Below are 21,568 nucleotides of genomic sequence, written 5' to 3'. Positions count from 1 at the left end.
CTCTGGGGAGAAGCGCCCCTCGCATCAAGTCCCGCCGCCCTCATCCCGACCCGCTTCGCGGGGCCGCCTTCTCCCGCAGGGCGGGAGAAGGGGAACGCGCCTCGAGACCCGCGCGCGGGACGCAGCTTTCTCGGCTCACTTGCCGGCGGGCGCCGCCGGCTTCTGCGCCTCGAGCTTCTTGCGCTCTTCCTCGGCCTTCTTCTGCAGTTCCTCCTGCAGCTTCTTCTGCTGCTCCTCGAGCACCTTGGGGTCGACGGGCGGGCCGTCGAACGACTTGCCGAAGCCGGCGAGAGGCAGGAGGAAGGTCACCTCGTTGTTATACTGGTTCTTGACGATGATCGTCATCTTCTCGGCCTTCTTCATGCTGTCGACGACCGAGGCCTTGATCTTGGCGAGAGCGAAGCAGCCGTTGGGAAAGCAGATCTCGAACTCGCCGGCCTCGAGCGCGCCCTTGTCCACCGCGAAGCGGAAGCCCGGCCGCAGCATCAGGCCCGGCGGCAGCAGCAGGCGAATGACCTTGGTGTCGTCGCCCTTTGGGTCGTAGACCGCCAGCGCCAGCAGCGGCTGATCCGCCTGCGCGCCGAAATCGCGCGTCGTATAGCAGACTTCCTTCTTCGACTGCGGGTCGGCGCCGCAGACCTTGGTCCAATCCGGCTGCACGGCGACGAGGTCCGCCTTGATCGGCCCCTGCGGGGCCTGCTGCTGCGCCGCTTGCGGCGGGGCGGCGGGGGCGGCCGGAGCGGAGGGGGCGGCCGGTGCGGCGGGGGCCGCAGGCTTGGGGGCGGACTTGTGCTGAGCCTGTGCGGCGCCCGCCGAGACGAGGAGGGCCCCCGTGAGAGCCGCGGCCAGGAACCGCGGGAATTGAATTGACATAAGTCGTCCTTTCGAGTGGGTGCTCGTGGGCTCGGTCGCTCGAGGAAGGGTTCGTCACATCCCTTTCATCGGTCGTCGCCCCCTCGAGGCGGGCGAGAGAGTGACGGCAAGCCTCATACAAAATCGACGCGGCGAAAGCCAGTCGTCGCAGCGAATTGCTCGAGCTTTGCGGCCTTTGCGCGGCGCGCCGCGATATCGCCACGTTCGGCCGCGCTTTTTCCAATAAGATTTGCGAATCGTCGCCCGCCGGAACGACCCGGCTTCCTCGAGAAAGGTCGATTCATGATTCGCGACGCCATCGAATCGAGCGCGCGGCTGCTCCTCGCGTTCGGCGCCCTGGTCCTCTCGGCCCCCGCCACGCCTGCGGCGACACACGGAATCGCGATGCATGGCGAGCCGGCGCTGCCGCCGGATTTCGAGCATCTCCCTTACGCCGATCCGAACGCCATCCCCGGCGGCAAGGTCCGTATCGGCCTCGCGGGCGCCTTCGACAGCCTCAATCCCTTCAATCTGAAGTCCGGCTCGACCGCGCAGGGGATCAACGGCAATGTGATCCAGAGCCTGCTCGCGCGCTCCAATGACGAGCCCTTCACGCTCTACGGACTCGTCGCGCGTTCCATCGAGACCGACGACGCCCGTGAGCATGTGACCTTCCGCCTCGATCCGCGCGCCCATTTCTCCGACGGCGCGCCGCTGACCTCGGCCGACGTCATCTTCTCCTTCGAACTCTTGAAAACCAAGGGCCGGCCGCAACAGCGGATCGCCTATGGCCTCGTCAAGCGCGCCGAGGCGCCCGACGCGCAGACGGTGACCTTCGATCTGACCGGCGCCAAGGATCGCGAATTGCCGCTCATTCTCGGCCTGATGCCGGTGCTGCCCGAGCATGCGACCGACGTCGAGCATTTCACCGACGCCTCCTTGAAGCCGCCCATCGGCTCCGGCCCCTATGTCATCGCCGAGGTCGAGCCCGGCTCGCGCCTCGTGCTGAAGCGCGACCCGAATTATTGGGGCAAGGACCTGCCTTTGCAACGGGGGCTGTATAATTTCAACGAGATCGGCATCGAATATTTCCGCGACGGCAATGCGCTGTTCGAAGCCTTCAAGGCCGGGCTGGTCGATTATCGCGAGGAGACCAGCACCGCCCGCTGGGCGAGCGGCTATGATTTTCCGGCGGCGCGCGACGGCCGCATCGTGCTGGAGACGTTGAAGAGCCCGGGGCCCAAGGGGCTCGAGGGCTTCGTCTTCAATCTGCGACGCGAGCCTTTCGCCGATATCCGCCTGCGCGAGGCGCTCGGCCTGATGTTCGATTTCGAATGGGTCGACGCCAATCTCTATTCGGGCCTCTACACCCGCACCAAGAGCTTCTTCGACGAATCGGAGCTCTCCTCCTCCGGCCGTCCGGCGAGCGAGGCGGAGCGCGCTCTGCTCGCGCCCTTCCCCGGCGCCGTGCGCGCGGACATTCTCGAGGGCCGCTGGACGCCGCCGGTCCATGACGGCACCGGGCGCGACCGCGAGCCGGCGCGGCGCGCGCTGGAGCTGCTCGCACAAGCGGGCTGGAAGCTCGTCGACAATGCGCTGGTGAAGGACGGCGCTCCGCTGGCCTTCGAGATCATGGTCACCAATCGCGACCAGGAGCGGCTCGCCCTGTTCTACGCCGATTCATTGCGGCGCATCGGCGTCGCCGCCTCGGTGCGGCTCGTCGACGAGGTGCAATATCAGCGGCGGCGGCAAAAATTCGAGTTCGACGTGATGATCGGCAATTGGGCCGCCTCGGCCTCGCCGGGCAATGAGCAGCGGATGCGCTGGGGGTCCGCAAGCGCCGCGCAAGAAGGCTCGTTTAATCTCGCTGGAGCGTCCTCGCCGGCGATCGACGCGCTGATCGCAGCGCTGGTCGCCGCGCGCGGACACGAAGACTTCGTCGCCGCGGTGCGCGCCTATGACCGCGTGCTGCTCTCCGGTTTCTACGTCGTGCCGCTCTTTCACGCATCGAAGCAATGGATCGCTCACTCGACGAAACTCGCGCGGCCGCAGACGTTGCCGCGCTACTCGCCCTTGTTCGGCGCGACCTTGGACAGCTGGTGGAGGACGGAGCCGTGACCGCAGCATCGCCCGACGCCGCCGCCCGCCGGGCCGCCGCGCTCTCCCGCGCCCACCCGCTGACCATGTTCGGCTTCGACGCGCTGATCTCGGGCGCGGCGCGGCTGCGGCCGGAGCGGATCGCCGCGCGTGACGCGCTCGACGGCGGCGCCGTCGACCATGCCGAGCTCGACCGCCGGGTCGACGCCTTTCGCGCCGAGCTGCGGGACTATGATCTCGAGCCCGGCGAGCGCGTGCTGCTCGCGGCGACTCCCAATGTGCGGACTCTGACCGCGCTCATCGGCCTCATCGCCGCCGGCCTCGAGCCGGTGCTCGCGCCGCTCGGCTTGCCTCCCCAGGCGCTCGCCGCCGGCGCCCGCAGCGCTTCGGCGGCGGCGCTGATCGGCCCCGCATCGTTCGGCGGCGACAGTCTCGAGGAGCTGCTGCTCGGCGTCGCCGCCACGGCGCCGTCGATCCGGCTCATCGGCTCGCTCGGCCCCGGGACCATCGACGGCGCCGTCGATTTCGGCGCGCTCGACCGCGCCCTCCCCCCGGTCCCCGCATGGGACATCGCGGCGGAGCGGCCGGCGCCGGCGCGCAAAGTGACCATCGGCGCGCTGGACTGTTTCGGCGCGCCGCGTTTCTACGAGCAGAGCGCCCTGCTCGGCCGCAGCCTCTCGCTCGTCGCCGAGGCGCGCGTCAGCGGCGCGGCGCCGCTGGTGTCGCTGTGCTCGCCGGGCACGATCGGCGGCCTCGTCGCCGGCCCGCTCGCCTCCCTGCTCTCCGGCGCGCCGCTGCATTTCGTCTCGCCTTTCGACGCCGACGGCTTCCTCGCCCATCTCGACGCGATCGGCCCAGCCCGACTCGTCGCGCCGCGCGCGATCCTCGCCGATCTCGACGCCGCCGGCCTGTTGACCAGCGGAGCGCTGCTCGGCTGCGTCGCCATCGCCCGAACCGAGGAAGCGGAAGACGGCTTTGCCGCGCGCGCCGCCTGCTGCCCGATCGTCGAGATCGCCGCCGACGGCGCCGCCCGCCCCGCGGCGCGCGAATGGGCGCGCGTTTCGTAACGAAAACCGCTCTGGCGCAGGCGCCAGTCCTCGCTTAATCTCCGCCCTTGCGGCCGGCGAACAGGGCGCGCCGATCGAGCGCCCCGCAATTTCGGCGACGAAGCGCCATGTGCTATTCCCTCGAGGCGAGCCTCACGGCCGCGATCGGCCTCGGGCTCGCGGGCTATGGCATGGTGACGAAGGCTCTGCGCCGCGATCGGCGCATGCTGGCCTTCGCAGCCTTTCCTTTCGTTTTCTCCGTACATCAGCTCACCGAGGGCGCCGTCTGGCTGACCATCGGCGACTGGCAGGCCGGCCAGCCCTTCCGCTTCCTCTACACGCTGATCGCCTTCGCTCTCTGGCCCGTGCTCACCCCTTATGCGGCGTCCTGCGCCGAGACCGACCCCGAGCGGCGCCGGCTGTGGCTGGCCATGACCGGCGTCGGCGCCGTGGTCGCGACCTATCTGACCGCGCGGCTCGTCGCCTGCGACGGCGTCGACCTCTCCGTCGTGCGGCATTCGCTCGCCTATGATCCTTTGTTCGACCGTCCGCCGCTGCTGGTCCATTTTCTCTATGTGACGCTCACCGTGGTTCCACTCGTCGCGAGCCGCCGGCGCGGCGTCGCGCTGTTCGGCTGGGCGGTGCTGGCGACCTTCGTGCTGGCGCTGATCGAGAACCGGCCGGCCTGGTATTCGGTCTGGTGCATGGCGGCGGCTCTGTTCAGCCTCGTGCTGGCCTCGGCGATCGGCGAGCGCCGCAGATCCGAGCGGGACGAGCTGCAGGCGCAACGCTGAGCGGCGAAGCCGGCGAAGCCGTTGCTTTCCGTCGGCGTGCGGCGCATTCTGCCGCCATGTCCGACGAAGCCTCGCTGCTGGCGGCCAACGCCGCTTATTACCGCGCCTTTATCGAGGGCGACATCGATCGCATGAGCGCCCTGTGGGGCGAGGACGACGTCGCCTGCATTCATCCCGGCTGGCCGGCGCTGATCGGCCGAGAGGCGGTGCTCGCCTCCTATCGCGATATTCTGCGCAATCCGATGCAGGAGCCGATCGTGCGCCGCAACGAGCGCGCGCTGGTTTCGGGCGCGGACGGGCGCGTGCTCTGCGTCGAGGTGGTGGGCGGCGCGGCGCTGGTCGCGACCAATTGGTTCCGCTTCACGGGCGGCGCTTGGCGGCTCGTCCATCATCAGGCGAGCCCGCTCGCCGTGGTCCCCGCCGAGACGCCGCCGGAGCGGCCGCGCTCGCTGCATTAGTCGTCGCGAGGCCCAGCGCCCTCGTCCCGACGCGCCTTTTGCGCGCGCCTGGACCGCGAGCCTTCGGGCTCGCTTCCCCGATTTCAGCTATTTCTGGCGGGCGAGGCCGACGATGTAAGCGGCCACCGAATCGATCTCCTCCGGCAAGAGGATGAAATTCGGCATGTTCGCATGAGACGTGCGCAGAAAGACTTTGATCGCCAGCTCATTGGTCGAGGGCAGGCGGGCGACGTCCACGAAGCTCGGAGCCTTCGACTCGGGATTCTTGGCCGGCGTGTCGGCGTCGATGCGATGGCATTCGACGCAGACCGAGGCGGAAAGACGTTTGCCCATGGCGGGGTCGGCGGTCTGCGCCCGAGCGGCGCCGGCGAGCGCGGCGAGACAGAGAGCCGTTGCGATCGTCTTGCTCATTTCGAACCTCCCGCTCGGCGTCATAGGCTTCAAAGCATCGAGAGCGAGCCTCGAGGCTCGCGGTTCGTCGCCGCCATGGCTCAGATTTCGAATTCGCTTCGCTTGAACAGCGCGTAGAGCGCGACCCCCTGCTCCGCCAGCGCTTCCGTCGCGCCCTCCTCGCGATCGACCACGACGAGCGCCTTGGTCGCGCGGCAGCTCGGATATTCCGCGCGCAACCCCTCGATCGATTTCAGGATCGAGCCGCCGGATGTCGCCACATCGTCGACGATCAGCACATCGGCGCCCGCGCGCACATGGCCGTCGATGCGCTCCAGCGCGCCATGCGACTTCGCCTCCTTGCGCACGAAGAAGGCGTCCACCGGCGCGCCTTTGGCGTGGCTGAGCACCAGAATGGCCGAGACCATCGGAATAGCGCCGACGGCGAGGCCGCCGACGCAGGCAAGATCATGCGCCTTCATGAAATCGACGATGACGTCGCCGAGAAGATGCGCGCCCTCCGGCAGCATGGTCGTCTGCCGCAGCTGAAACAGATAATTGCTCTTGCGGCCCGAGGAGAGGGTGAACTCGCCCCGCTGCAGAGAATGCGTGTCGATCAATTTGTGCAGCCGCGCCCGGCGCGGATCGGCCCGATCGACGACTTCGCCCGAAACTGCGTGACCCCGGCTGTCCGTAATGCTCATGCTCCCGCCCTTTCTCGCTTCTCCAATTAGGCGGAGGGACGGGAGACATCAAGCCGAGCCGCCGATTCGCGGCGCAGCGTTCAGGGGATAAGGGGCGGCCGGGAGCCGCCCCGTCGCCCGTCACATCACCTGCCGCAGCAGGAAGTAGAGCGAAGCCGACAGCAGGATCGCGGCCGGCAGAGTCAGCACCCAGGCCATCAGCAGCTTCTGGATCGTCGCCGCCTGCACGCCGGCGCCATTGGCCGCCATGGTTCCGGCGACGCCGGAGGAGAGCACATGGGTGGTCGACACCGGCATGCCGTACATATCTGCGGCCGCGATCGTCCCCATGGCGACGAGCTCGGCCGAAGCGCCCTGGCCATAGGTCAGATGCTGCTTGCCGATCTTCTCGCCGACGGTGACGACGATGCGCTTCCAGCCGATCATCGTGCCGAGGCCGAGCGCGATGGCGACGGCGATCTTCACCCAGAGCGGGATGAATTTGGTCGCCTGATCGATCTGCTCCTTATAGTCCTTCAGCACTTTCTTGTCGGAGTCGGAAAGCTCCGACGCCTTGTCCTTGGCGAGGAAGCGCAGCGCCTCCGAGGCGAGATAGATGTCGTTGCGCGTATTGCCGACCGCGGCGAAGGGGATCTTCGAGATCGATCCATAGGTCTCGATCTGATGAGAAATGTCGCGGATCAGCACGGCGAGCGACGGATAGGTCCCTTCGTTCAGCTGATGTTGCGCGACATAATTGGTCACCGCCGGACGCGGGTCGCCGAGGACATTATAGCCTGCCGCCTTGGCCTCCACGACCTTCGAGGCCGCATGCGAAGCCTTGGCGAAGCTCTCGAGATGGCTCGCCGGCAGCGCCCGGTTCAGCGCATAGGAGGTCGGCACCGTGCCGATCAGGATCAGCATGATCAGGCCCATGCCCTTCTGGCCGTCATTGGAGCCGTGCGCGAAGGAGACGCCGGTGCAGGTGAGCACCAGAAGGCTGCGAATCCACCAGGGCGGCGCGGCCTGCCCCTTGGGCTCCTTGTAGAGTTCCGGCTTGCGGATGATGAATTTCAGCACGAGCAGCAGCAACGCCGCGGAAACGAAGCCGACGACCGGCGACAGCAGCAGCGAATAGCCGATGTCGGTCGCCTTGCCCCAATCGACGCCGGAGGTTCCATCGCGGCCGCGCATGAGGGCGTTGGCGATGCCGACGCCGATGATGGAGCCGATCAGCGTATGCGAGGAGGAGGCCGGCAGGCCGAGCCACCAGGTGCCGAGATTCCACATGATCGCCGCGATGAGCAGCGCGAACACCATGGCGAAGCCTGCCTGCGAGCCGACTTGCAGGATGAGCTCCACCGGCAGCAGCGAGACGATGCCGAAGGCGACCGCGCCGGTCGAGAACAGCACGCCGAGGAAATTGAAGAAGCCCGACCAGACGACGGCGACCGGCGCCGGCATGGAATGGGTGTAGATGACGGTCGCCACGGCATTGGCGGTGTCGTGGAAGCCGTTCACGAACTCGAAGCCGAGCGCGATGAGCAAGGCGACGCCGAGCAGGACGAAGGGAAGATAGGTCGTGACCAGCGCGCCGGATTCGACGAGGTCCTGATAGATGCTGAAGGCGGTGAAGGCGAGGCCGAGCGCGATCACGCCGAGAAAGACGAGAAGCGCGCGAATGTCGAGCGGATGATCCAGTCGAGGCTTGGGATCATGACCCTCGCGATCATCGGGCAGCTCGACGCTGGTTGCCAAGGACGTCATAGTCGAAACTCCTAACGAGCGAACAACGCCCTTACCAACCAGCGACATGCAACAGAGTCGTGACGTTGGGGCGACCGGCTCGCTTCATGAAAATCATTTCATTTGACTGCATGAGCGAAGCGGCTGACCATCGCTCGCGCATAAGGTTCGAGAACGACCGCGCGGCGAGATCAGGAGGGCGCATGTCCGACACATACATCATCGAGCTCGGCGAGGACGCCGTGGGATTGGTGACGCGCGAGGACGACGGCTATCGCTTCTATGCGGCCAAGCGTTCGTTTCGCGTGCTCGAGGGGCGCGTGTTCGACAGCGCCGAGACCGCGCGCGACGCGGCGGTCGATCTGATCGGCGAAAGCGCGCCGGCCTCCGCGCTCACCTCGCTCGCCGTGGCGGCGCATCTGTGACGCCCCTCTGGAGAGCGAGCCCGAAGGCTCGCGGTCCAAATCCGGCCCCTGGACCGCGAGCCTTCGGGCTCGCTCTTCGAACACATCGAATTGGATGACGCACGCCGCTAGAGACTTGCGTCGATAAATGAAGGGCGCTCGGCGCCCCCTCTCTCCAGCCCTCCCCCGCTTCGCGTCGCTTCGCGAGAGAGGGAGCAGATTTGGCGTTTCATCAACGATGCGCGACACGTCCGCCGCCCCTCTCCCGCGAAGCCGGGGAGGGTGAGGGAGGGGGCATTCGGCGCTTCGGTTCGTGTGACGCGAGCGCTCCGCTCTCTACCCCCCGACGCCGAACGCCGCGAGCGCCGCCATATTCACGATATCCGCATCGGTCGCGCCGAGCTGAAGGATCTGGATCGGCTTGTCGAGCCCGACGACGAGCGGCCCGAGCACCGTGGCGCCGCCCAATTCCTGCACCATCTTCGTCGAGATCGCCGCCGAGTGGAACGCCGGCATCACCAGCACATTGGCGGTGTCGGACAGGCGCGAGAAGGGATAGGCCGCCATCGCCTGCCTGTTGAGCGCGATGTCCGCGCCCATCTCGCCCTCATATTCGAAATCGACGCGGCGCGCATCGAGCGCGCGCACCGCCTCATGCACGCGCGCGGTGCGCTCGCCCGGCGGATAGCCGAAGGTCGAGAAGGCGAGCATGGCGACGCGCGGCTCGAGGCCGATGCGGCGCGCGAGACCCGCCGCCTCGATCGCAATGTCGGCGAGATCGGTCGCCTCCGGCATTTCGGTGATCGCCGTATCGGCGACGACGACGATGCGTCCACGCGCCAGCACCAGCGAGGCGCCGATCAGCCGATGGCCGGGCTTCTGATCGACGACGTGACGCACATCCTCGAGCGCGGTGGAGAAATTGCGCGTGACGCCGGTGACCATGGCGTCGGCGTCGCCCTGCGCCACCATCGCCGCGGCGAAATGATTGCGGTCATTGTTGATGAGCCGCTGGCAGTCGCGAAGCAGATAGCCCTTGCGCTGCAGGCGCTCGAACAGAAATTGCGCATAGACGGCGTTGCGCGAGGAGAGGCGCGCGTTATGCACCTCGATCATTTCGCCGAGCTCGAGCCCGGCGTTCCGCGCCGTCTGCGCCACGCGCTCCTCGCGGCCGACGAGGATCGCGCGGCCGAGACCCTGCGCCACGAAGGAGAGCGCGGCGCGAATGACCTGCTCCTCCTCGCCCTCGGCGAAGACGACGCGCTTGGGATCGCGCCGCACGCGCTCATAGATCGTGTGCATCAGCGCGGCGACGGGATCGCGACGCGCGGAGAGCTCGGCGCGATAGGCGGTCATATCGGCGATCGGCCGCCGCGCGACGCCCGACTCCATCGCCGCCCGCGCCACCGCCGGCGGCACGACCGCGACGAGACGCGGATCGAAGGGCGCAGGGATGAGATAATCGCGGCCGAAGCGCGGCCGCGCGCCCTGATAGGCGTTGGCGACCTCGTCCGGCACATCCTCGCGCGCGAGCTCGGCGAGCGCATGGACCGCCGCGATCTTCATCTCCATGTTGATCGTCTTGGCGCGCACGTCGAGCGCGCCGCGGAAGATGTAAGGGAAGCCGAGGACATTATTGATCTGATTCGGATAGTCGGAGCGGCCCGTGGCGACGATGGCGTCGGGCCGCGCGGCGAGCGCCTCCTCCGGCGTGATCTCCGGATCGGGATTGGCCAATGCGAAGACGATCGGATTTTCCGCCATGCCCGTCAGCATCTGCGGCGTCAGCGCGCCTTTCACCGAGAGGCCGAAGAAGATGTCGGCGCCCTCCAGCGCCTCTGCGAGCGTGCGCGCGCTCGTCTCGACCGCATGAGCGCTCTTCCATTGGTTCATGCCTTCGACGCGGCCGCGATAGACGACGCCCTTGGTGTCGCAGAGAGTCACATTCTGCGGCAAAAACCCCAAAGCCTTGGCGAGATCGAGGCAGGCGATGCCGGCGGCGCCGGCGCCGTTGCAGACGAGCTTCGTGCTCGCAATGTCGCGGCCGGTGAGATGCAGCGCATTGAGGAGGCCCGCCGCCGAGATGATCGCGGTGCCGTGCTGGTCGTCGTGAAAGACGGGAATGTCCATCAATTCGCGCAAGCGCTCCTCGATGATGAAGCACTCCGGCGCCTTGATGTCCTCGAGATTTATGCCGCCGAAGGAGGGCCCGAGATAGCGCACCGCGGCGATGAACTGCTCGACGTCCTGCGCATCGACCTCGAGGTCGATGGAGTCGATGTCGGCGAAGCGCTTGAACAGGGTCGCCTTGCCCTCCATCACCGGCTTGGCGGCGAGCGCGCCGAGATTGCCGAGGCCGAGGATGGCCGTGCCATTGGTGATGACGGCGACGAGATTGCCCTTGGCGGTATAGTCGTAGGCGAGCGAGGCGTTCTCGGCGATCGCCAGCACGGGCGCGGCGACGCCCGGCGAATAGGCGAGCGAGAGATCGCGCTGCGTCGCCATCGGCTTGGTCGGAACGACGGCGATTTTCCCGGGCCGACCGCGAGAATGATAGAGCAGCGCCTCCGTGTCGGTGAAGGCCGGACGTTCCATGCGCGGCTTTTCCGCCATCATCTCCCCTTTCCGCATCGACGAACCGCCGCCAATTGGCCAGATGTTTGCGACGACAATATGCCGGAGCTTTCGGCGCCGGCGGCGATGACGCGGCGGCAAACCATGCTATGAGGCGCGCCGATCGCGTGAGACAACCACGAGAGACGACCCATGCCCGATCCCGCCGCAGACGCATTTTTCGCCGCCTGGCGCACCTATCGCAAGATCGTCGACACCAACTACATGTATCACCGCGAGATCGGCGAGCGGATCGAGGAGACGCTGCGTGCGGCTTTCGGCAATTGCGGCTTGGCGCGTTTCGCTCGGCCGCATGTCGAGTGACGCCGCCTCGGCCGCGAGCGAAATCTCGACCTCCACGAACGGGGGCGCGAGAAGGAGCCGGTGGCGGCGTCGAGGCCGAGCCGCCGAACAGCGCGCTATAGCGACAACGGCTCCGACATGGGTTCGGCGCAACAGGCGATCGGACTGCCTCCGATCGCTCGTTGCGCGCCATATCCTCGCCTCTCACTGCAGACGATCGTTCGGTCGATCGCGGCCTACCAAGGCAATTCACCGTCCTCCTTGACGAACACGCCGGTTGGCCCATCGTCCGCGAGCAGCGCGAATTTGATGGCGATCGTCGCTGCTTGCTCCGGAGTGCGCGATCCATCGAAATTGGTCGCCTCGGTTGCCGTGTACCCGGGGCAGATCGCATTGACCTTGATTCGCTTGTCCTCGAGCAGCCGAGCATAACTGAGCGTCAACGAATTCAACGCCGCCTTGGACGCTTGATAAGTCGGCATCGCAACCCCGGCGTAACCCCAATCCGGCTTGGAGCGTTGCCCGAACGAACTCAGTTCGGAGGAGACATTCACGACTCGCGCGCGGTTGGACTTCGACAGAAGCGGGGCCATCGCCTCGGTCAATCGGACGGTTCCGATGACGTTGACGGCCAGCGTCCGTTGCATTCGTTCGACCACCGACAACCTCGGATCATAGTCCAGTCCGATGCCGGCGTTGTTGATCAGAATATCCAGGCGGCCGTAATCCCGCGCGATCGATGCGGCGAGGGTCGAAACGCTGTCTTCGTCCGTCGTGTCGAGTTGCGCCGGTCGCAGATTCAACCCTTCCGCCTGCAGGGGAGCGCAGGCCGCTTCGCCCCGCCCGATGTCACGGCATCCGAGCAGCACATGCACGCCTCGCCGCGCGAGGCCAGTCGCTACGGCAAGTCCGATGCCCCGATTAGCGCCGCTGACCAAGGCGAGAATCTCATTCGTTTCCATTTTGTCCGTCCCAGAAGAGGCGGAGGCGCGCCCGCTCGCAAACGACCTCGGGCGGCGTCTCCGAGAGACACTTCGGTCGCGCAAGACCGAAGGGCTTGCACCGACAAGCCGACAGCCTGTATAAAACCTCGAGTTAAGTTGAGGTCAAGAGGGCAATCGTCATGACCACAAAGCTTGCGCAGCTGCTGACCGTCGGCGAGGTGGCGCAGCGAAGCGGGGTCCCCATTTCGACTCTTCACTTCTATGAAGCCAAGGGGCTGATCGCGTCGATTCGCAGCCGCGGCAATCAGCGACGCTTCTCGCGCGACATTCTGCGGAGGATCGCCATTATCCGAGTGGCGCAACGCCTCGGCGTCCCGCTCGCGGAGATCATCGACCTCCTGAAGCCGGTCCCGGCCGGGAAACAGCCGACGGCTGCGGCCGTCCGCGAGTTGATCGCCAATTGGCGGCGTGCGCTGCAGGCGCGGATCGACGGATTGACCCGACTGCGCGACCATTTGGACGGCTGCATCGGCTGTGGCTGCCTGTCCTTGGAGGATTGCCCGCTGCGCAATCCTTCCGACCGGCTCGGCGCTGACGGCCAAGGAGCGGTATTGTTGGACGGCGACGGCGTGCGAGCAGCAAATTGCTAGAAGCACGCCAGGATCACGCCGCGCTCGCCTGCGACGGGCTGCGGACTCGCGACCGGCCGAATCGCATCAATGCTGCGAGCCCGGAGCGCGGCGACGAGGTCGAGCCCAATCGCATCAGCCTGAATCACCCGCCGCGGGCGGCGTGAAGGCGCGCGCCAGCCGCGCCTGCTGCCTCACATCCAGGCGCAGGCCGAGCTTGGAGCGCCGCCACAGCACATCCTCGGCCGAGCGCGCCCATTCCTCATCGCGAAGATAGGCGAGCTCCGCCTCGGTCAGGCCGCAGCCGAAATCGGCGCCGAGATCCTCCATCGAGCGCGCCGTCTCGAGAAAGCGCCAGAGCCGCGTCCCATAGGCATGGGCGAGCCGGCGCGCGAGGCGAGGGTCGAGAAAGGGCTTGGCGCGCATCGCCTCGCGGAGAAAATCGTCGAAGCCGCCCGGACCGAGGTCGCCGCCGGGAAGCGTCGCGCGCGCGGTCCAGGCGGGGCCGAGCCGCGGAAAAAACGGCGCGAGCGCGTCGAGCGCATGTTCGGCGAGCCGCCGCGCCGTGGTGATCTTGCCGCCGAACACCGACAGGGCCGGCGCCCCCTCCTCCCGCGCGAGATCGAAGGCGTAGTCGCGCGTGACGACGGAAGCTTCGAGCGCGCCGTCGTCGAACAGCGGCCGCAGGCCCGAATAGCTCCAGACGATGTCCCCGCGCCCGATCTTTTCCCGGAAGACATGATCGACGCCGGCGACGAGATAGTCGATCTCGTCGGCGTCGATCGCGACCGGCCCCGGCGCGCCGAAGAAGGGCGCGTCGGTGGCGCCGATGAGCGTGAAATCCTCCTCGAAGGGAATGACGAAGACGATGCGCCTGTCCGGGCGCTGCAGAATATAGGCGTGCTCGCCCTCATAGAGCCGGCGCGTCACGATGTGCGAGCCTTTGACCAGCCGCACATGCTTGCTCGAGCGCAGATCGAGCCGCTGCGTCAGCGTCTCCGAGACCCAGGGGCCCGAGGCGTTGACCAGCGCGCGGGCGCCGACGCTCTCGACGCGGCCGTCGGGGCCGGCGACGGAAGCGAGCCAGGCGTCGCCGTCGCGGCGGGCGCCGACGAGCTTGGCGCCGATGCGCAGCTCCGCGCCGCGCTCGCGCGCGTCGATCGCCTCCAGCACGACGAGGCGCGAATCGTCGACCCGGCAGTCGTAATAAGAGAAGCCGAGCCGATAGGCGCGCTCCAGCGGCGCGCCATAGGCGGAGCCCGCGAGCGGCGCGGTGCTGGAGCCGGGTATCCGCTGTCGCCGCGCGAGATGGTCGTAGAGAAAGAGACCGAGCCGCACCAGCCAGGCCGGGCGCACCGAGCGCTCGTGCGGCAGGATGAACTGCAGCGGGCGAATGATATGCGGCGCGGCGGCGAGCAGCAGCTCGCGCTCGGCCAAAGCCTCATGGACGAGGCGGAACTCAAATTGCTCGAGATAGCGCAGACCGCCGTGGATCAGCTTGGTCGAGGCAGAGGAGGTCGCCGCGGCGAGGTCCGTCTGCTCGACGAGCAGGACGCGCAGCCCCCGCCCGGCGGCGTCGCGGGCGATGGCGCAGCCATTGACGCCGCCGCCGACGATGAGAAGATCGTAGATCATGGCGGCCTCCGGCTCGGGATTCCCGCGCGCTCAGCATAGGCGATTCGGCCGCCCCGCGCGGCGGCGTGGCGCCGTCTCGCTTTGACAAGCGGGGCGACGCCCTGCATTACAGGCGAAACTCGAAAATTCCAGCAGGACACGCCGTCTGCCCATGAGACCTGAACGCTACGATTTCGCCGCGGCCGAGCCCAAATGGCGCGAGATTTGGGAGGAGCGGCAGGCCTTTGCCTGCGGCGATCCGCAAAAGCCGAAATATTATGTGCTCGAGATGTTCCCCTACCCTTCCGGGCGCATCCATGTCGGCCATGTGCGCAATTATTCGATGGGCGACGTCATCGCCCGCTACAAGCGCGCCAAGGGCTTCGACGTGCTGCATCCGATGGGCTGGGACGCCTTCGGCCTGCCGGCCGAGAACGCCGCCCAGCAGAGCGGCTCGCATCCGGCGACCTGGACCTACGCCAATATCGCGTCGATGCGGACGCAGCTGAAATCCATGGGCCTCTCGCTCGACTGGTCGCGCGAGATCGCCACTTGCGATCCCGCTTACTACAAGCATCAGCAGAAGCTGTTTCTCGATTTTCTGGTTCACGGCCTCGTCGACCGCAAGCAGTCCAAGGTCAATTGGGACCCCGTGGACCAGACCGTGCTCGCCAATGAGCAGGTGGTGGACGGGCGCGGCTGGCGCTCCGGCGCGCTGGTGGAGCAGCGCGAGCTGACGCAATGGTTCCTGCGCATCGGCAAATATGCGGACGATCTTCTGGCCTCGCTCGACACGCTCGAGCGGTGGCCGGAGAAGGTGCGGCTGATGCAGCGCAATTGGATCGGCCGCTCGGAAGGGCTGCTGGTCCGCTTCGCCCTCGCCGGCGATCCTGCGGGCGAGATCGAGGTGTTCACGACGCGGCCGGACACTCTGTTCGGCGCCAAATTCGTCGCGCTCGCGCCGGATCACCCGCTCGCGCGCAAGGCGGCTTCGAGCGATCCGGCGCTCGCCGCCTTCGCGGAGGAGTGCCGCCACATCGGCACCTCGGTCGCGGCGATCGAGACCGCCGAGAAGAAGGGCTACGACACCGGCCTGAAGGTCGTTCATCCCTTCGATCCGTCCTGGACGCTGCCGGTCTATGTCGCCAATTTCATCCTGATGGATTACGGCACGGGCGCGATCTTCGGCTGTCCCGCGCATGACCAGCGCGACCTCGACTTCTCGCGAGCCTATGGCCTCGGCGCGACGCCGGTGGTCTGCCCGGAGGGCGTCGATCCTTCGACTCTCGTCATCGGTGAGACGGCCTTCGACGGCGAGGGGCGGCTCGTCAACTCGCGCTTCCTCGACGGGCTCACCGTCGCCGAGGCGAAGGAAGAGGCGGCGAAACGGCTCGAGACGGCGCAGCTGCACGGCCGTCCGCAGGGCGAGCGCAAGATCAATTACAAGCTGCGCGACTGGGGCATTTCGCGGCAGCGCTATTGGGGCTGTCCGATACCGATCATCCATTGCCCCGATTGCGGCGTCGTGCCCGTGCCGGACGCGGATCTGCCGGTGAAGCTGCCGGAGGATGTGAGTTTCGACCGGCCGGGCAATCCGCTCGACCATCATCCGACATGGAAGCATGTCGCCTGTCCGAAGTGCGGCGCGGCGGCGCGGCGCGAGACCGACACGATGGACACGTTCGTCGATTCGTCCTGGTATTACGCGCGCTTCGCCGATCCGCACAATGCGGCCGCGCCCGCCGATCCGGAGCAGCTGGCGCGCTGGCTGCCGGTCGATCAATATATCGGCGGGATCGAGCATGCGATCCTGCACCTCCTCTATTCGCGCTTCTTCTCGCGCGCCATGCGCGACTCCGGCCATGGCGGCCATGGCGGCGTCGCCGAGCCCTTCGCCGGCCTCTTCACGCAAGGCATGGTGGTGCATGAGACCTATCGCGCCGCCTCGGGCAAATGGATCGCGCCGACCGAGCTGCGTTTCGAGACGAGCGAGACAGGCCGCCGCGCCTTTCTAATCGAGACTGGCGAGGAGGCGGAGATCGGCTCGATCGAGAAGATGTCGAAGTCGAAGCGCAACACCGTCGATCCGGACGACATCATCGCCAGCTATGGCGCCGATACGGCGCGCCTGTTCGTGCTCTCCGACTCGCCGCCCGATCGCGACGTGGTGTGGACGGAAGAGGGCGTGCAGGGCGCCTCGCGCTTCGTGCATCGCGTCTGGCGCCTCACCGGCGAGCTCGCCAATGTGTCGGCGCCGCTCGGCGCGAGCGCGCCGGCGGAATTCGGCGCCGCGGCGCTCGACATCCGCAAGGCGACGCACCGCGCCATCGCCGCGGTCGGCGACACTATCGAGCGGCTGCGCTTCAACACGGCGATCGCCCGCATTCGCGAATTCGCCAATGAGCTGACATCGGCGCTCGATAAGATCGAGACGACGCCGGTCGACGCCGATCTCGCCTTCGCTTTCCGGGAAGCGGCGGAGACGCTGGCTCTGCTGATCGCGCCGATGACGCCGCATGTGGCGGAGGAATGCTGGCGCGATCTCGGCCATGCCGAGCCGATCGTCGCGACGCCCTGGCCCGTCGCCGACGCCGCGCTGGTGGCGCAGGAGACCATCGTGCTGCCGGTGCAGGTCAATGGCAAGAAACGTGCGGAAATCGTCGTCGCCCATGACGCTTCCGAAGCCGTGATCCGCGAGGAGGCGCTGAGCCAAGAGGGCGTCGTGCGCGCGATGGAAGGCAAGCCGCTGAAGAAATTCATCCTCGTGCCCAAGAGGATCGTCAATGTGGTGGTCTGAACAGCCAATCTGGACCGCGAGCCTTCGGGCTCGCCTGCGCGCGTTCGGGAGCGAGCCCGAAGGCTCGCGGTCCAGCGTCCCGCTCTGGCTCGCGCTGGCGTTCTCGCTGTCCGGCTGCAACGAAATTCGGCCGCTCTATGGTCCGATCGGAACCGGCGCGCCGCTCGCGGCGGAGTTGCAGGCGGTCGAGGTCGCGCCCATTCCCGACCGCGCCGGCCATTATGTGCGCAACGAGCTGATCTTCGCCTTCAATGGCACGGGCTCGCAGGTTGCGCCGCGCTATCGGCTGCTCGTCGAGCTGAAGGAGCGCGTGCAGACGCCGATCCTCGACACCGTCACCGGCCGCGCCACCTCGGCGACCATCATCATCGACGCCGCCTACAGGCTGATTTCCATCGCCGACGAAAAGATCATCACGCAAGGCGTCGCCTTCGGCGTGGCGAGCTATGACCGCTTCAGCAATCGTCTCGCCAATGTCCGCGCCGCGCGCGACGGCGAGATCCGCGACGCCAAAGTGATCGCCGACCAGATCCGCACGCGCGTCGCGACGGTGCTGGCGAAGTGAGGGCGCTCCCTTCTCCGCTATAGCGGGAGAAGGCGGCCCCGCGAAGTGGGGACGGATGAGCCTCGTCAGAAATGGGGACGTTCGTCGTCGATCCGTGGCCGTCTCGGGCGTCGCCGGCGGCGTTTTTCTCGCCATCGTCCTCGATGCTCGCGCTGTGCGGCCTGCGGCTTTATTTCAATGACGCCTCTTCGGCGCTCGCTCCCGGTCGCGCGCCCCATGGCTCGCTCGCCGATCGCTCTGCGACCTGCGATTTTCTCTTGACCCGGCCCTCGGGACCGGCCCGACAACAGGATCGGTCGGAAGGAGGATGTCGGCATGAACGAGCCCTGGTTCGGGCCGGCCGAAATGGCCGAGCGATTGGGAATCAGCGTCAAGGCGTTACGCGTCTATGAGCGCAAGGGCTTGATTCGGCCCGTGCGCACGGCGGCCGGCTATCGCGCCTATGGGACGGAGCAGGCGGCGCGCCTGCATCAGATTCTCGCGCTGAAGCAATTCGGCTTCTCGTTGCAACGCATCGGCCAGCTGCTCGCGGTCGGCTCGACAGGTTTGGGCGCCGTCCTGGAGCTGCAACAGCAGATGCTGCAGGCGCGTCGCTCAGAAGCCGATCACGCGCTGTCGCTGATCGACGCCGCACGCAAAACGCTGGCGCGCGAAGGCAGGCTTCCTCCCGACGACATTGTCAGGCTCACACGGGAGACGGTAATGTACGACAAATCGAAAACCCCGGAAGAGTGGAGGGCGGCGTTCGCGCCGATCCTCGCCAAGCACTACACGCCCGAGCGGCGCGAGGAATTGATCAGACTGAAGCGACAGGCCTATGCGGTCGCCGGCTACGACGAGCCGAGCTTCTCGGCGGCGTGGAGGACGATGTTCGAGGAGGCGCGGGCGTTGACGGCGGCGAACGACGCATCCTCGCCGAGGGCCTGCGCGCTGGCGCGGCGTTGGATCGAGATGATTTCCTATTTCACGCGCGGCGACGCGGAAATCGAGCGCAAGGAGCGAGCGATCTGGGAAGAGGCGATGTCGGACCCGACGGTTGCGGACAAGATTCCGATCAGCTCCGAAGAGTTCGCCTTCGTGCAAAAGATCGCCGACGGAATGCGGGCGCGTGGCGAATTGCCGCTCCGCGCATGATGAGAGGAGGGCGGCCGAGCTTCGTCCCCGGCCCCCTCACGCCCGCACGCGCACATATTCCCCCGGCGCGTCGCAAATCGGCTTCAACGCCCCGTCGCCCGGGAGGCGCGCGGGAACCTGCTCCGGCGCCTGAGCCGTGATCCAGGCGAGCCAGTCCGGCCACCAGGAGCCCTTGGTCTCCTTGGCCGTCTTCACCCAATCCTCATAGACGCCGGTCGGCGGACCGCCCGTCCAATATTGATATTTGTTCTTGTCGGGCGGATTGACGACGCCGGCAATATGGCCCGCGCCGGCGAGCACATAGCGCACGTCCCCGCCGAAATATTTCGCGCCCGTGAACACCGAGCGCGCCGGCGCGATGTGATCCTCCTTGGCGGCGAGCTCATAGATCGGGATCTTCACCTTGCGCAGATTGAGCGTGACGCCGTCGATCACCATGCGGCCCTGCGACAGCGCATTCTCGATATAGCAATAGCGCAGATAGAAGAGGTGATTGGCGCGCGGGATCCGTGTGCAGTCGGAGTTCCAGGTGAGGAGATCGAAGGCCGCGGGCTCGACGCCCTTCATGTAATTGTTGACGAAATAGGTCCAGAACAATTCGTTCGGCCGCAGCAAATTGAAGGTCGTCGCCATTTTGACGCCCTCGAGATAGCCGGTGCGCGACATCGCCTCGTCGAGCGCGGCGAGCCGCGCCTCGTCGATGAACACCTGCATATCGCCGGCGTCGGTGAAATCCACCTGCGTCGCCAAGAACGTCACGCTGTCGATGCGGTCGTCGCCCTTCTCCGCCATATAAGCGAGGGTCGCGGCGAGCATGGTGCCGCCGACGCAATAGCCCGCCGCCGCGACATGTCTCGCGCCGGTCGCCTGCTGCACCGCGTCGAGGGCGGCGAGCACGCCCTCCTTCATATAGGCCTCGAAGCCCTTCTCGGCCTGGCTCTCGTCCGGATTGACCCAGGAGATGACGAAGACGGTGAGGCCCTGGGCCGTCGCCCAGCGCACGAAGCTCTTCTCGCGATTGAGATCGAGCACGTAGAATTTGTTGATCCACGGCGGAACGATCAGCAGCGGGCGCGCATAGACCGTCGGCGTCGACGGCGCATATTGGATGAGCTCCATCACGGCGGTGCGGAAAACGACCTTGCCCGGCGTGTCGGCCATGTCGACGCCGAGCTCGAACTTGCTCTCGTCGCTCTGGCGCAGCTTCAGCATGCCGCGCCCGGCGGAGAGATCCTCGGTCAGCATCTTCATGCCGCGCACCAAATTTTCACCGCGCGCGTCGAGCGTCGCGCGCAGCAGCTCGGGATTGGTGGCGACGAAATTGGAAGGCGAGAGGGCGCTGGCGATGAGCCGCGTGTAGAAGGCGGCCTTGGATTTCGTCTGCGGATCGAGCCCTTCGGTGCGCTCGACCGCATCGCCCGCCCAGCGCGTCGTCAGCGCATAGGACTGGCGCAGGCAATCGAAGAAGGGATTGTCGCGCCATTCGGGCGCGGCGAAGCGCTTGTCGTTCGGGTCCGGCGGCACGACGGGCGGCACGTCGGCGCCGGAGAAGCGGCGCAGGGTCTGGCTCCAGATCGCGCCGAGGCCGGTCAGAAGATCGGCCTGGGCCGCGACCGCCTGCTCGGGCTTCGCCATCCAACGCTCGGCGACGGCGCCGAGAGTCTTGGTCGCGTCGGCGACATTGCTGGCCAGCTCGCTGCGCGTGTCGCCCGGCTCGATGCCGCCCACCGCGGCGGCGAGCGCCTTGCGGCCCTGGTCGACGAGCCGCGCCAGATTTTCGGCGATGATCTCGAAATCATGCGCTGTCGACTCGCCGGAGCCCGCCGACGCCTTGCGCGCGGGCGCCGCAGGCAAAAGCACGGGCGTTCGGGACGGCGCCGGCTCGAGCGCCAGCAATTGCCCCATCAGGCTGCGGCGCTGCGCCTCGGTCAGCTCGGCTGCGGCGCCGGCGATGAGAGCGGCGGCGGCCGCGAGCTCGAGCCGGCGGCGCTCCTCCACCGTCGGCTCGGCGGGCGGCGGCTCGGCGGATAATTTGGCGTGCGGCTCGGCGACGGCGATCGCGGCCTCGCGCGGCGCGGGGCCAGACGCCCGCGGCTTCGCTTTGGCCTTGCCGCTCTTCTTCTTTTGCGCGGGTTCGGGGGCCGCGATCTCGCGCGCCACGCCATTTGCGCGCCGCCGTTCGCGGCCGTCCCGCGCCGGCAGGCCGACATCCGCGGCCTTTGTCGGCGCGGTCTCCTCGACGACGAGCTTGGTCTCGGCCGCCTCGCGGATTCGGGGCGGCCGCCCTTTGGCTCCGGCCGCTGAGCGGCGTCCTGCGGTCATTTCGTCGTCCTGTCGCCCGAGGGGGCCGTGAGTCTCGCGCCGCCCTTTCGTCGTCTTCCTTAGAGCATATCCCGCAGAGGTTCGGAAAGCCGCTCGAACCGGGAAATGCGCTCCTTCAATACGTAAGCGCGACATGGCCGCGACGGAAGATCGCAGCCCGCCCCGATGCGCGCCGCA

At 67.2% G+C, this 21,568-nt stretch carries 18 protein-coding genes; 10 read left to right on the top strand and 8 right to left on the bottom strand.

Going from position 1 to position 21,568, the window contains the following annotated elements; genetic code table 11:
• Positions 1-135: 135 nt before the first annotated feature.
• A complete protein-coding gene (locus K3F48_RS06475) occupies positions 136-873 on the bottom strand; it encodes an invasion associated locus B family protein (protein ID WP_222574604.1) in 738 nt (245 codons plus the stop codon).
• A gap of 282 nt (positions 874-1,155) precedes the next feature.
• On the opposite strand from K3F48_RS06475, the gene K3F48_RS06470 reads away from it, so the two are divergent.
• The 4 genes from K3F48_RS06470 (at position 1,156) to K3F48_RS06455 (ending at position 5,247) form a co-directional block, all read left to right on the top strand.
• Positions 1,156-2,970: an extracellular solute-binding protein gene (locus K3F48_RS06470; protein ID WP_222574603.1), complete on the top strand. Its 1,815-nt coding sequence runs from the start codon at positions 1,156-1,158 to the stop codon at positions 2,968-2,970.
• Positions 2,967-4,016, top strand: coding sequence for an AMP-binding protein (locus tag K3F48_RS06465; protein ID WP_370631364.1), 1,050 nt, complete (start codon positions 2,967-2,969; stop codon positions 4,014-4,016). Before K3F48_RS06470 ends, K3F48_RS06465 begins: the two co-directional genes overlap by 4 nt.
• 107 nt (positions 4,017-4,123) lie before the next feature.
• The gene (locus K3F48_RS06460) at positions 4,124-4,789 is read left to right on the top strand and encodes a DUF6629 family protein (protein ID WP_222574602.1); all 666 of its coding nucleotides are present in this window, start codon (positions 4,124-4,126) and stop codon (positions 4,787-4,789) included.
• A 56-nt stretch (positions 4,790-4,845) separates the two neighbouring features.
• Positions 4,846-5,247: a nuclear transport factor 2 family protein gene (locus tag K3F48_RS06455; RefSeq protein ID WP_222574601.1), complete on the top strand. Its 402-nt coding sequence runs from the start codon at positions 4,846-4,848 to the stop codon at positions 5,245-5,247.
• Positions 5,248-5,334: 87 nt separating this feature from the next.
• Here K3F48_RS06455 and K3F48_RS06450 read toward each other — a convergent pair whose 3' ends face one another.
• The 3 genes from K3F48_RS06450 to K3F48_RS06440 all read right to left on the bottom strand — a co-directional run bounded on the left by K3F48_RS06450 (position 5,335) and on the right by K3F48_RS06440 (position 8,087).
• A complete protein-coding gene (locus K3F48_RS06450) occupies positions 5,335-5,658 on the bottom strand; it encodes a cytochrome c (RefSeq protein WP_222574600.1) in 324 nt (107 codons plus the stop codon).
• An 80-nt stretch (positions 5,659-5,738) separates the two neighbouring features.
• Positions 5,739-6,341, bottom strand: a complete 603-nt coding sequence (gene pyrE / locus K3F48_RS06445; protein ID WP_222574599.1) for an orotate phosphoribosyltransferase — start codon at positions 6,339-6,341, stop codon at positions 5,739-5,741.
• Between the two features lie 120 nt (positions 6,342-6,461).
• The gene (locus K3F48_RS06440) at positions 6,462-8,087 is read right to left on the bottom strand and encodes an inorganic phosphate transporter (RefSeq protein WP_222574598.1); all 1,626 of its coding nucleotides are present in this window, start codon (positions 8,085-8,087) and stop codon (positions 6,462-6,464) included.
• Between the two features lie 182 nt (positions 8,088-8,269).
• Between K3F48_RS06440 and K3F48_RS06435 the strand changes: the two genes are divergently transcribed.
• Positions 8,270-8,491, top strand: a complete 222-nt coding sequence (locus K3F48_RS06435; protein ID WP_222574597.1) for a hypothetical protein — start codon at positions 8,270-8,272, stop codon at positions 8,489-8,491.
• A gap of 315 nt (positions 8,492-8,806) precedes the next feature.
• Here K3F48_RS06435 and K3F48_RS06430 read toward each other — a convergent pair whose 3' ends face one another.
• The gene (locus K3F48_RS06430) at positions 8,807-11,083 is read right to left on the bottom strand and encodes an NADP-dependent malic enzyme (RefSeq protein WP_222574621.1); all 2,277 of its coding nucleotides are present in this window, start codon (positions 11,081-11,083) and stop codon (positions 8,807-8,809) included.
• Between the two features lie 153 nt (positions 11,084-11,236).
• Between K3F48_RS06430 and K3F48_RS06425 the strand changes: the two genes are divergently transcribed.
• Positions 11,237-11,407: a hypothetical protein gene (locus K3F48_RS06425; RefSeq protein ID WP_255608433.1), complete on the top strand. Its 171-nt coding sequence runs from the start codon at positions 11,237-11,239 to the stop codon at positions 11,405-11,407.
• Positions 11,408-11,622: 215 nt separating this feature from the next.
• Here the strand turns inward: K3F48_RS06425 and K3F48_RS06420 are convergent, their stop codons facing one another.
• Positions 11,623-12,348 (bottom strand): SDR family oxidoreductase, encoded by a 726-nt coding sequence (locus K3F48_RS06420; protein WP_222574596.1) that lies wholly within the window; start codon positions 12,346-12,348, stop codon positions 11,623-11,625.
• Positions 12,349-12,509: 161 nt separating this feature from the next.
• Between K3F48_RS06420 and soxR the strand changes: the two genes are divergently transcribed.
• Positions 12,510-12,980: a redox-sensitive transcriptional activator SoxR gene (gene soxR, locus K3F48_RS06415; protein WP_222574595.1), complete on the top strand. Its 471-nt coding sequence runs from the start codon at positions 12,510-12,512 to the stop codon at positions 12,978-12,980.
• Positions 12,981-13,094: 114 nt separating this feature from the next.
• Here soxR and glpD read toward each other — a convergent pair whose 3' ends face one another.
• On the bottom strand, positions 13,095-14,594 hold the full coding sequence (gene glpD / locus K3F48_RS06410) for a glycerol-3-phosphate dehydrogenase (protein ID WP_222574594.1): 1,500 nt from the start codon (positions 14,592-14,594) through the stop codon (positions 13,095-13,097).
• A 151-nt stretch (positions 14,595-14,745) separates the two neighbouring features.
• On the opposite strand from glpD, the gene leuS reads away from it, so the two are divergent.
• From leuS to K3F48_RS06395, 3 genes are all read left to right on the top strand, one after another.
• Positions 14,746-17,370, top strand: coding sequence for a leucine--tRNA ligase (gene leuS / locus K3F48_RS06405; protein WP_222574593.1), 2,625 nt, complete (start codon positions 14,746-14,748; stop codon positions 17,368-17,370).
• Positions 17,357-17,935: an LPS assembly lipoprotein LptE gene (lptE, locus tag K3F48_RS06400; RefSeq protein WP_255608421.1), complete on the top strand. Its 579-nt coding sequence runs from the start codon at positions 17,357-17,359 to the stop codon at positions 17,933-17,935. The genes leuS and lptE overlap by 14 nt, the downstream gene beginning before the upstream one ends.
• Positions 17,936-18,250: 315 nt before the next feature.
• The gene (locus K3F48_RS06395; RefSeq protein ID WP_222574592.1) at positions 18,251-19,069 is read left to right on the top strand and encodes a MerR family transcriptional regulator; all 819 of its coding nucleotides are present in this window, start codon (positions 18,251-18,253) and stop codon (positions 19,067-19,069) included.
• 36 nt (positions 19,070-19,105) lie between these two features.
• On the opposite strand, the gene phaC is transcribed toward K3F48_RS06395, so the two are convergent.
• On the bottom strand, positions 19,106-21,391 hold the full coding sequence (gene phaC / locus K3F48_RS06390; RefSeq protein ID WP_222574591.1) for a class I poly(R)-hydroxyalkanoic acid synthase: 2,286 nt from the start codon (positions 21,389-21,391) through the stop codon (positions 19,106-19,108).
• Positions 21,392-21,568: the final 177 nt, after the last annotated feature.

It is taken from the genome of Methylosinus sp. Sm6 (assembly GCF_019802345.1).
Taxonomy (GTDB): Bacteria; Pseudomonadota; Alphaproteobacteria; order Rhizobiales; family Beijerinckiaceae; genus Methylosinus.
This window is presented reverse-complemented; position numbering and strand designations above follow the sequence as displayed.

Excerpts from the sequence above, each read along its gene's own strand:
- K3F48_RS06475 (WP_222574604.1), bottom strand. The coding sequence starts at position 873 with ATGTCAATTCAATTCCCGCGGTTCCTGGCCGCGGCTCTCACGGGGGCC.
- K3F48_RS06470 (WP_222574603.1), top strand. The coding sequence starts at position 1,156 with ATGATTCGCGACGCCATCGAATCGAGCGCGCGGCTGCTCCTCGCGTTC.
- K3F48_RS06460 (WP_222574602.1), top strand. The coding sequence starts at position 4,124 with ATGTGCTATTCCCTCGAGGCGAGCCTCACGGCCGCGATCGGCCTCGGG.
- K3F48_RS06455 (WP_222574601.1), top strand. The coding sequence starts at position 4,846 with ATGTCCGACGAAGCCTCGCTGCTGGCGGCCAACGCCGCTTATTACCGC.
- K3F48_RS06450 (WP_222574600.1), bottom strand. The coding sequence starts at position 5,658 with ATGAGCAAGACGATCGCAACGGCTCTCTGTCTCGCCGCGCTCGCCGGC.
- pyrE (WP_222574599.1), bottom strand. The coding sequence starts at position 6,341 with ATGAGCATTACGGACAGCCGGGGTCACGCAGTTTCGGGCGAAGTCGTC.
- K3F48_RS06440 (WP_222574598.1), bottom strand. The coding sequence starts at position 8,087 with ATGACGTCCTTGGCAACCAGCGTCGAGCTGCCCGATGATCGCGAGGGT.
- K3F48_RS06435 (WP_222574597.1), top strand. The coding sequence starts at position 8,270 with ATGTCCGACACATACATCATCGAGCTCGGCGAGGACGCCGTGGGATTG.
- K3F48_RS06430 (WP_222574621.1), bottom strand. The coding sequence starts at position 11,083 with ATGGCGGAAAAGCCGCGCATGGAACGTCCGGCCTTCACCGACACGGAG.
- K3F48_RS06425 (WP_255608433.1), top strand. The coding sequence starts at position 11,237 with ATGCCCGATCCCGCCGCAGACGCATTTTTCGCCGCCTGGCGCACCTAT.
- K3F48_RS06420 (WP_222574596.1), bottom strand. The coding sequence starts at position 12,348 with ATGGAAACGAATGAGATTCTCGCCTTGGTCAGCGGCGCTAATCGGGGC.
- soxR (WP_222574595.1), top strand. The coding sequence starts at position 12,510 with ATGACCACAAAGCTTGCGCAGCTGCTGACCGTCGGCGAGGTGGCGCAG.
- glpD (WP_222574594.1), bottom strand. The coding sequence starts at position 14,594 with ATGATCTACGATCTTCTCATCGTCGGCGGCGGCGTCAATGGCTGCGCC.
- leuS (WP_222574593.1), top strand. The coding sequence starts at position 14,746 with ATGAGACCTGAACGCTACGATTTCGCCGCGGCCGAGCCCAAATGGCGC.
- lptE (WP_255608421.1), top strand. The coding sequence starts at position 17,357 with ATGTGGTGGTCTGAACAGCCAATCTGGACCGCGAGCCTTCGGGCTCGC.
- K3F48_RS06395 (WP_222574592.1), top strand. The coding sequence starts at position 18,251 with ATGAACGAGCCCTGGTTCGGGCCGGCCGAAATGGCCGAGCGATTGGGA.
- phaC (WP_222574591.1), bottom strand. The coding sequence starts at position 21,391 with ATGACCGCAGGACGCCGCTCAGCGGCCGGAGCCAAAGGGCGGCCGCCC.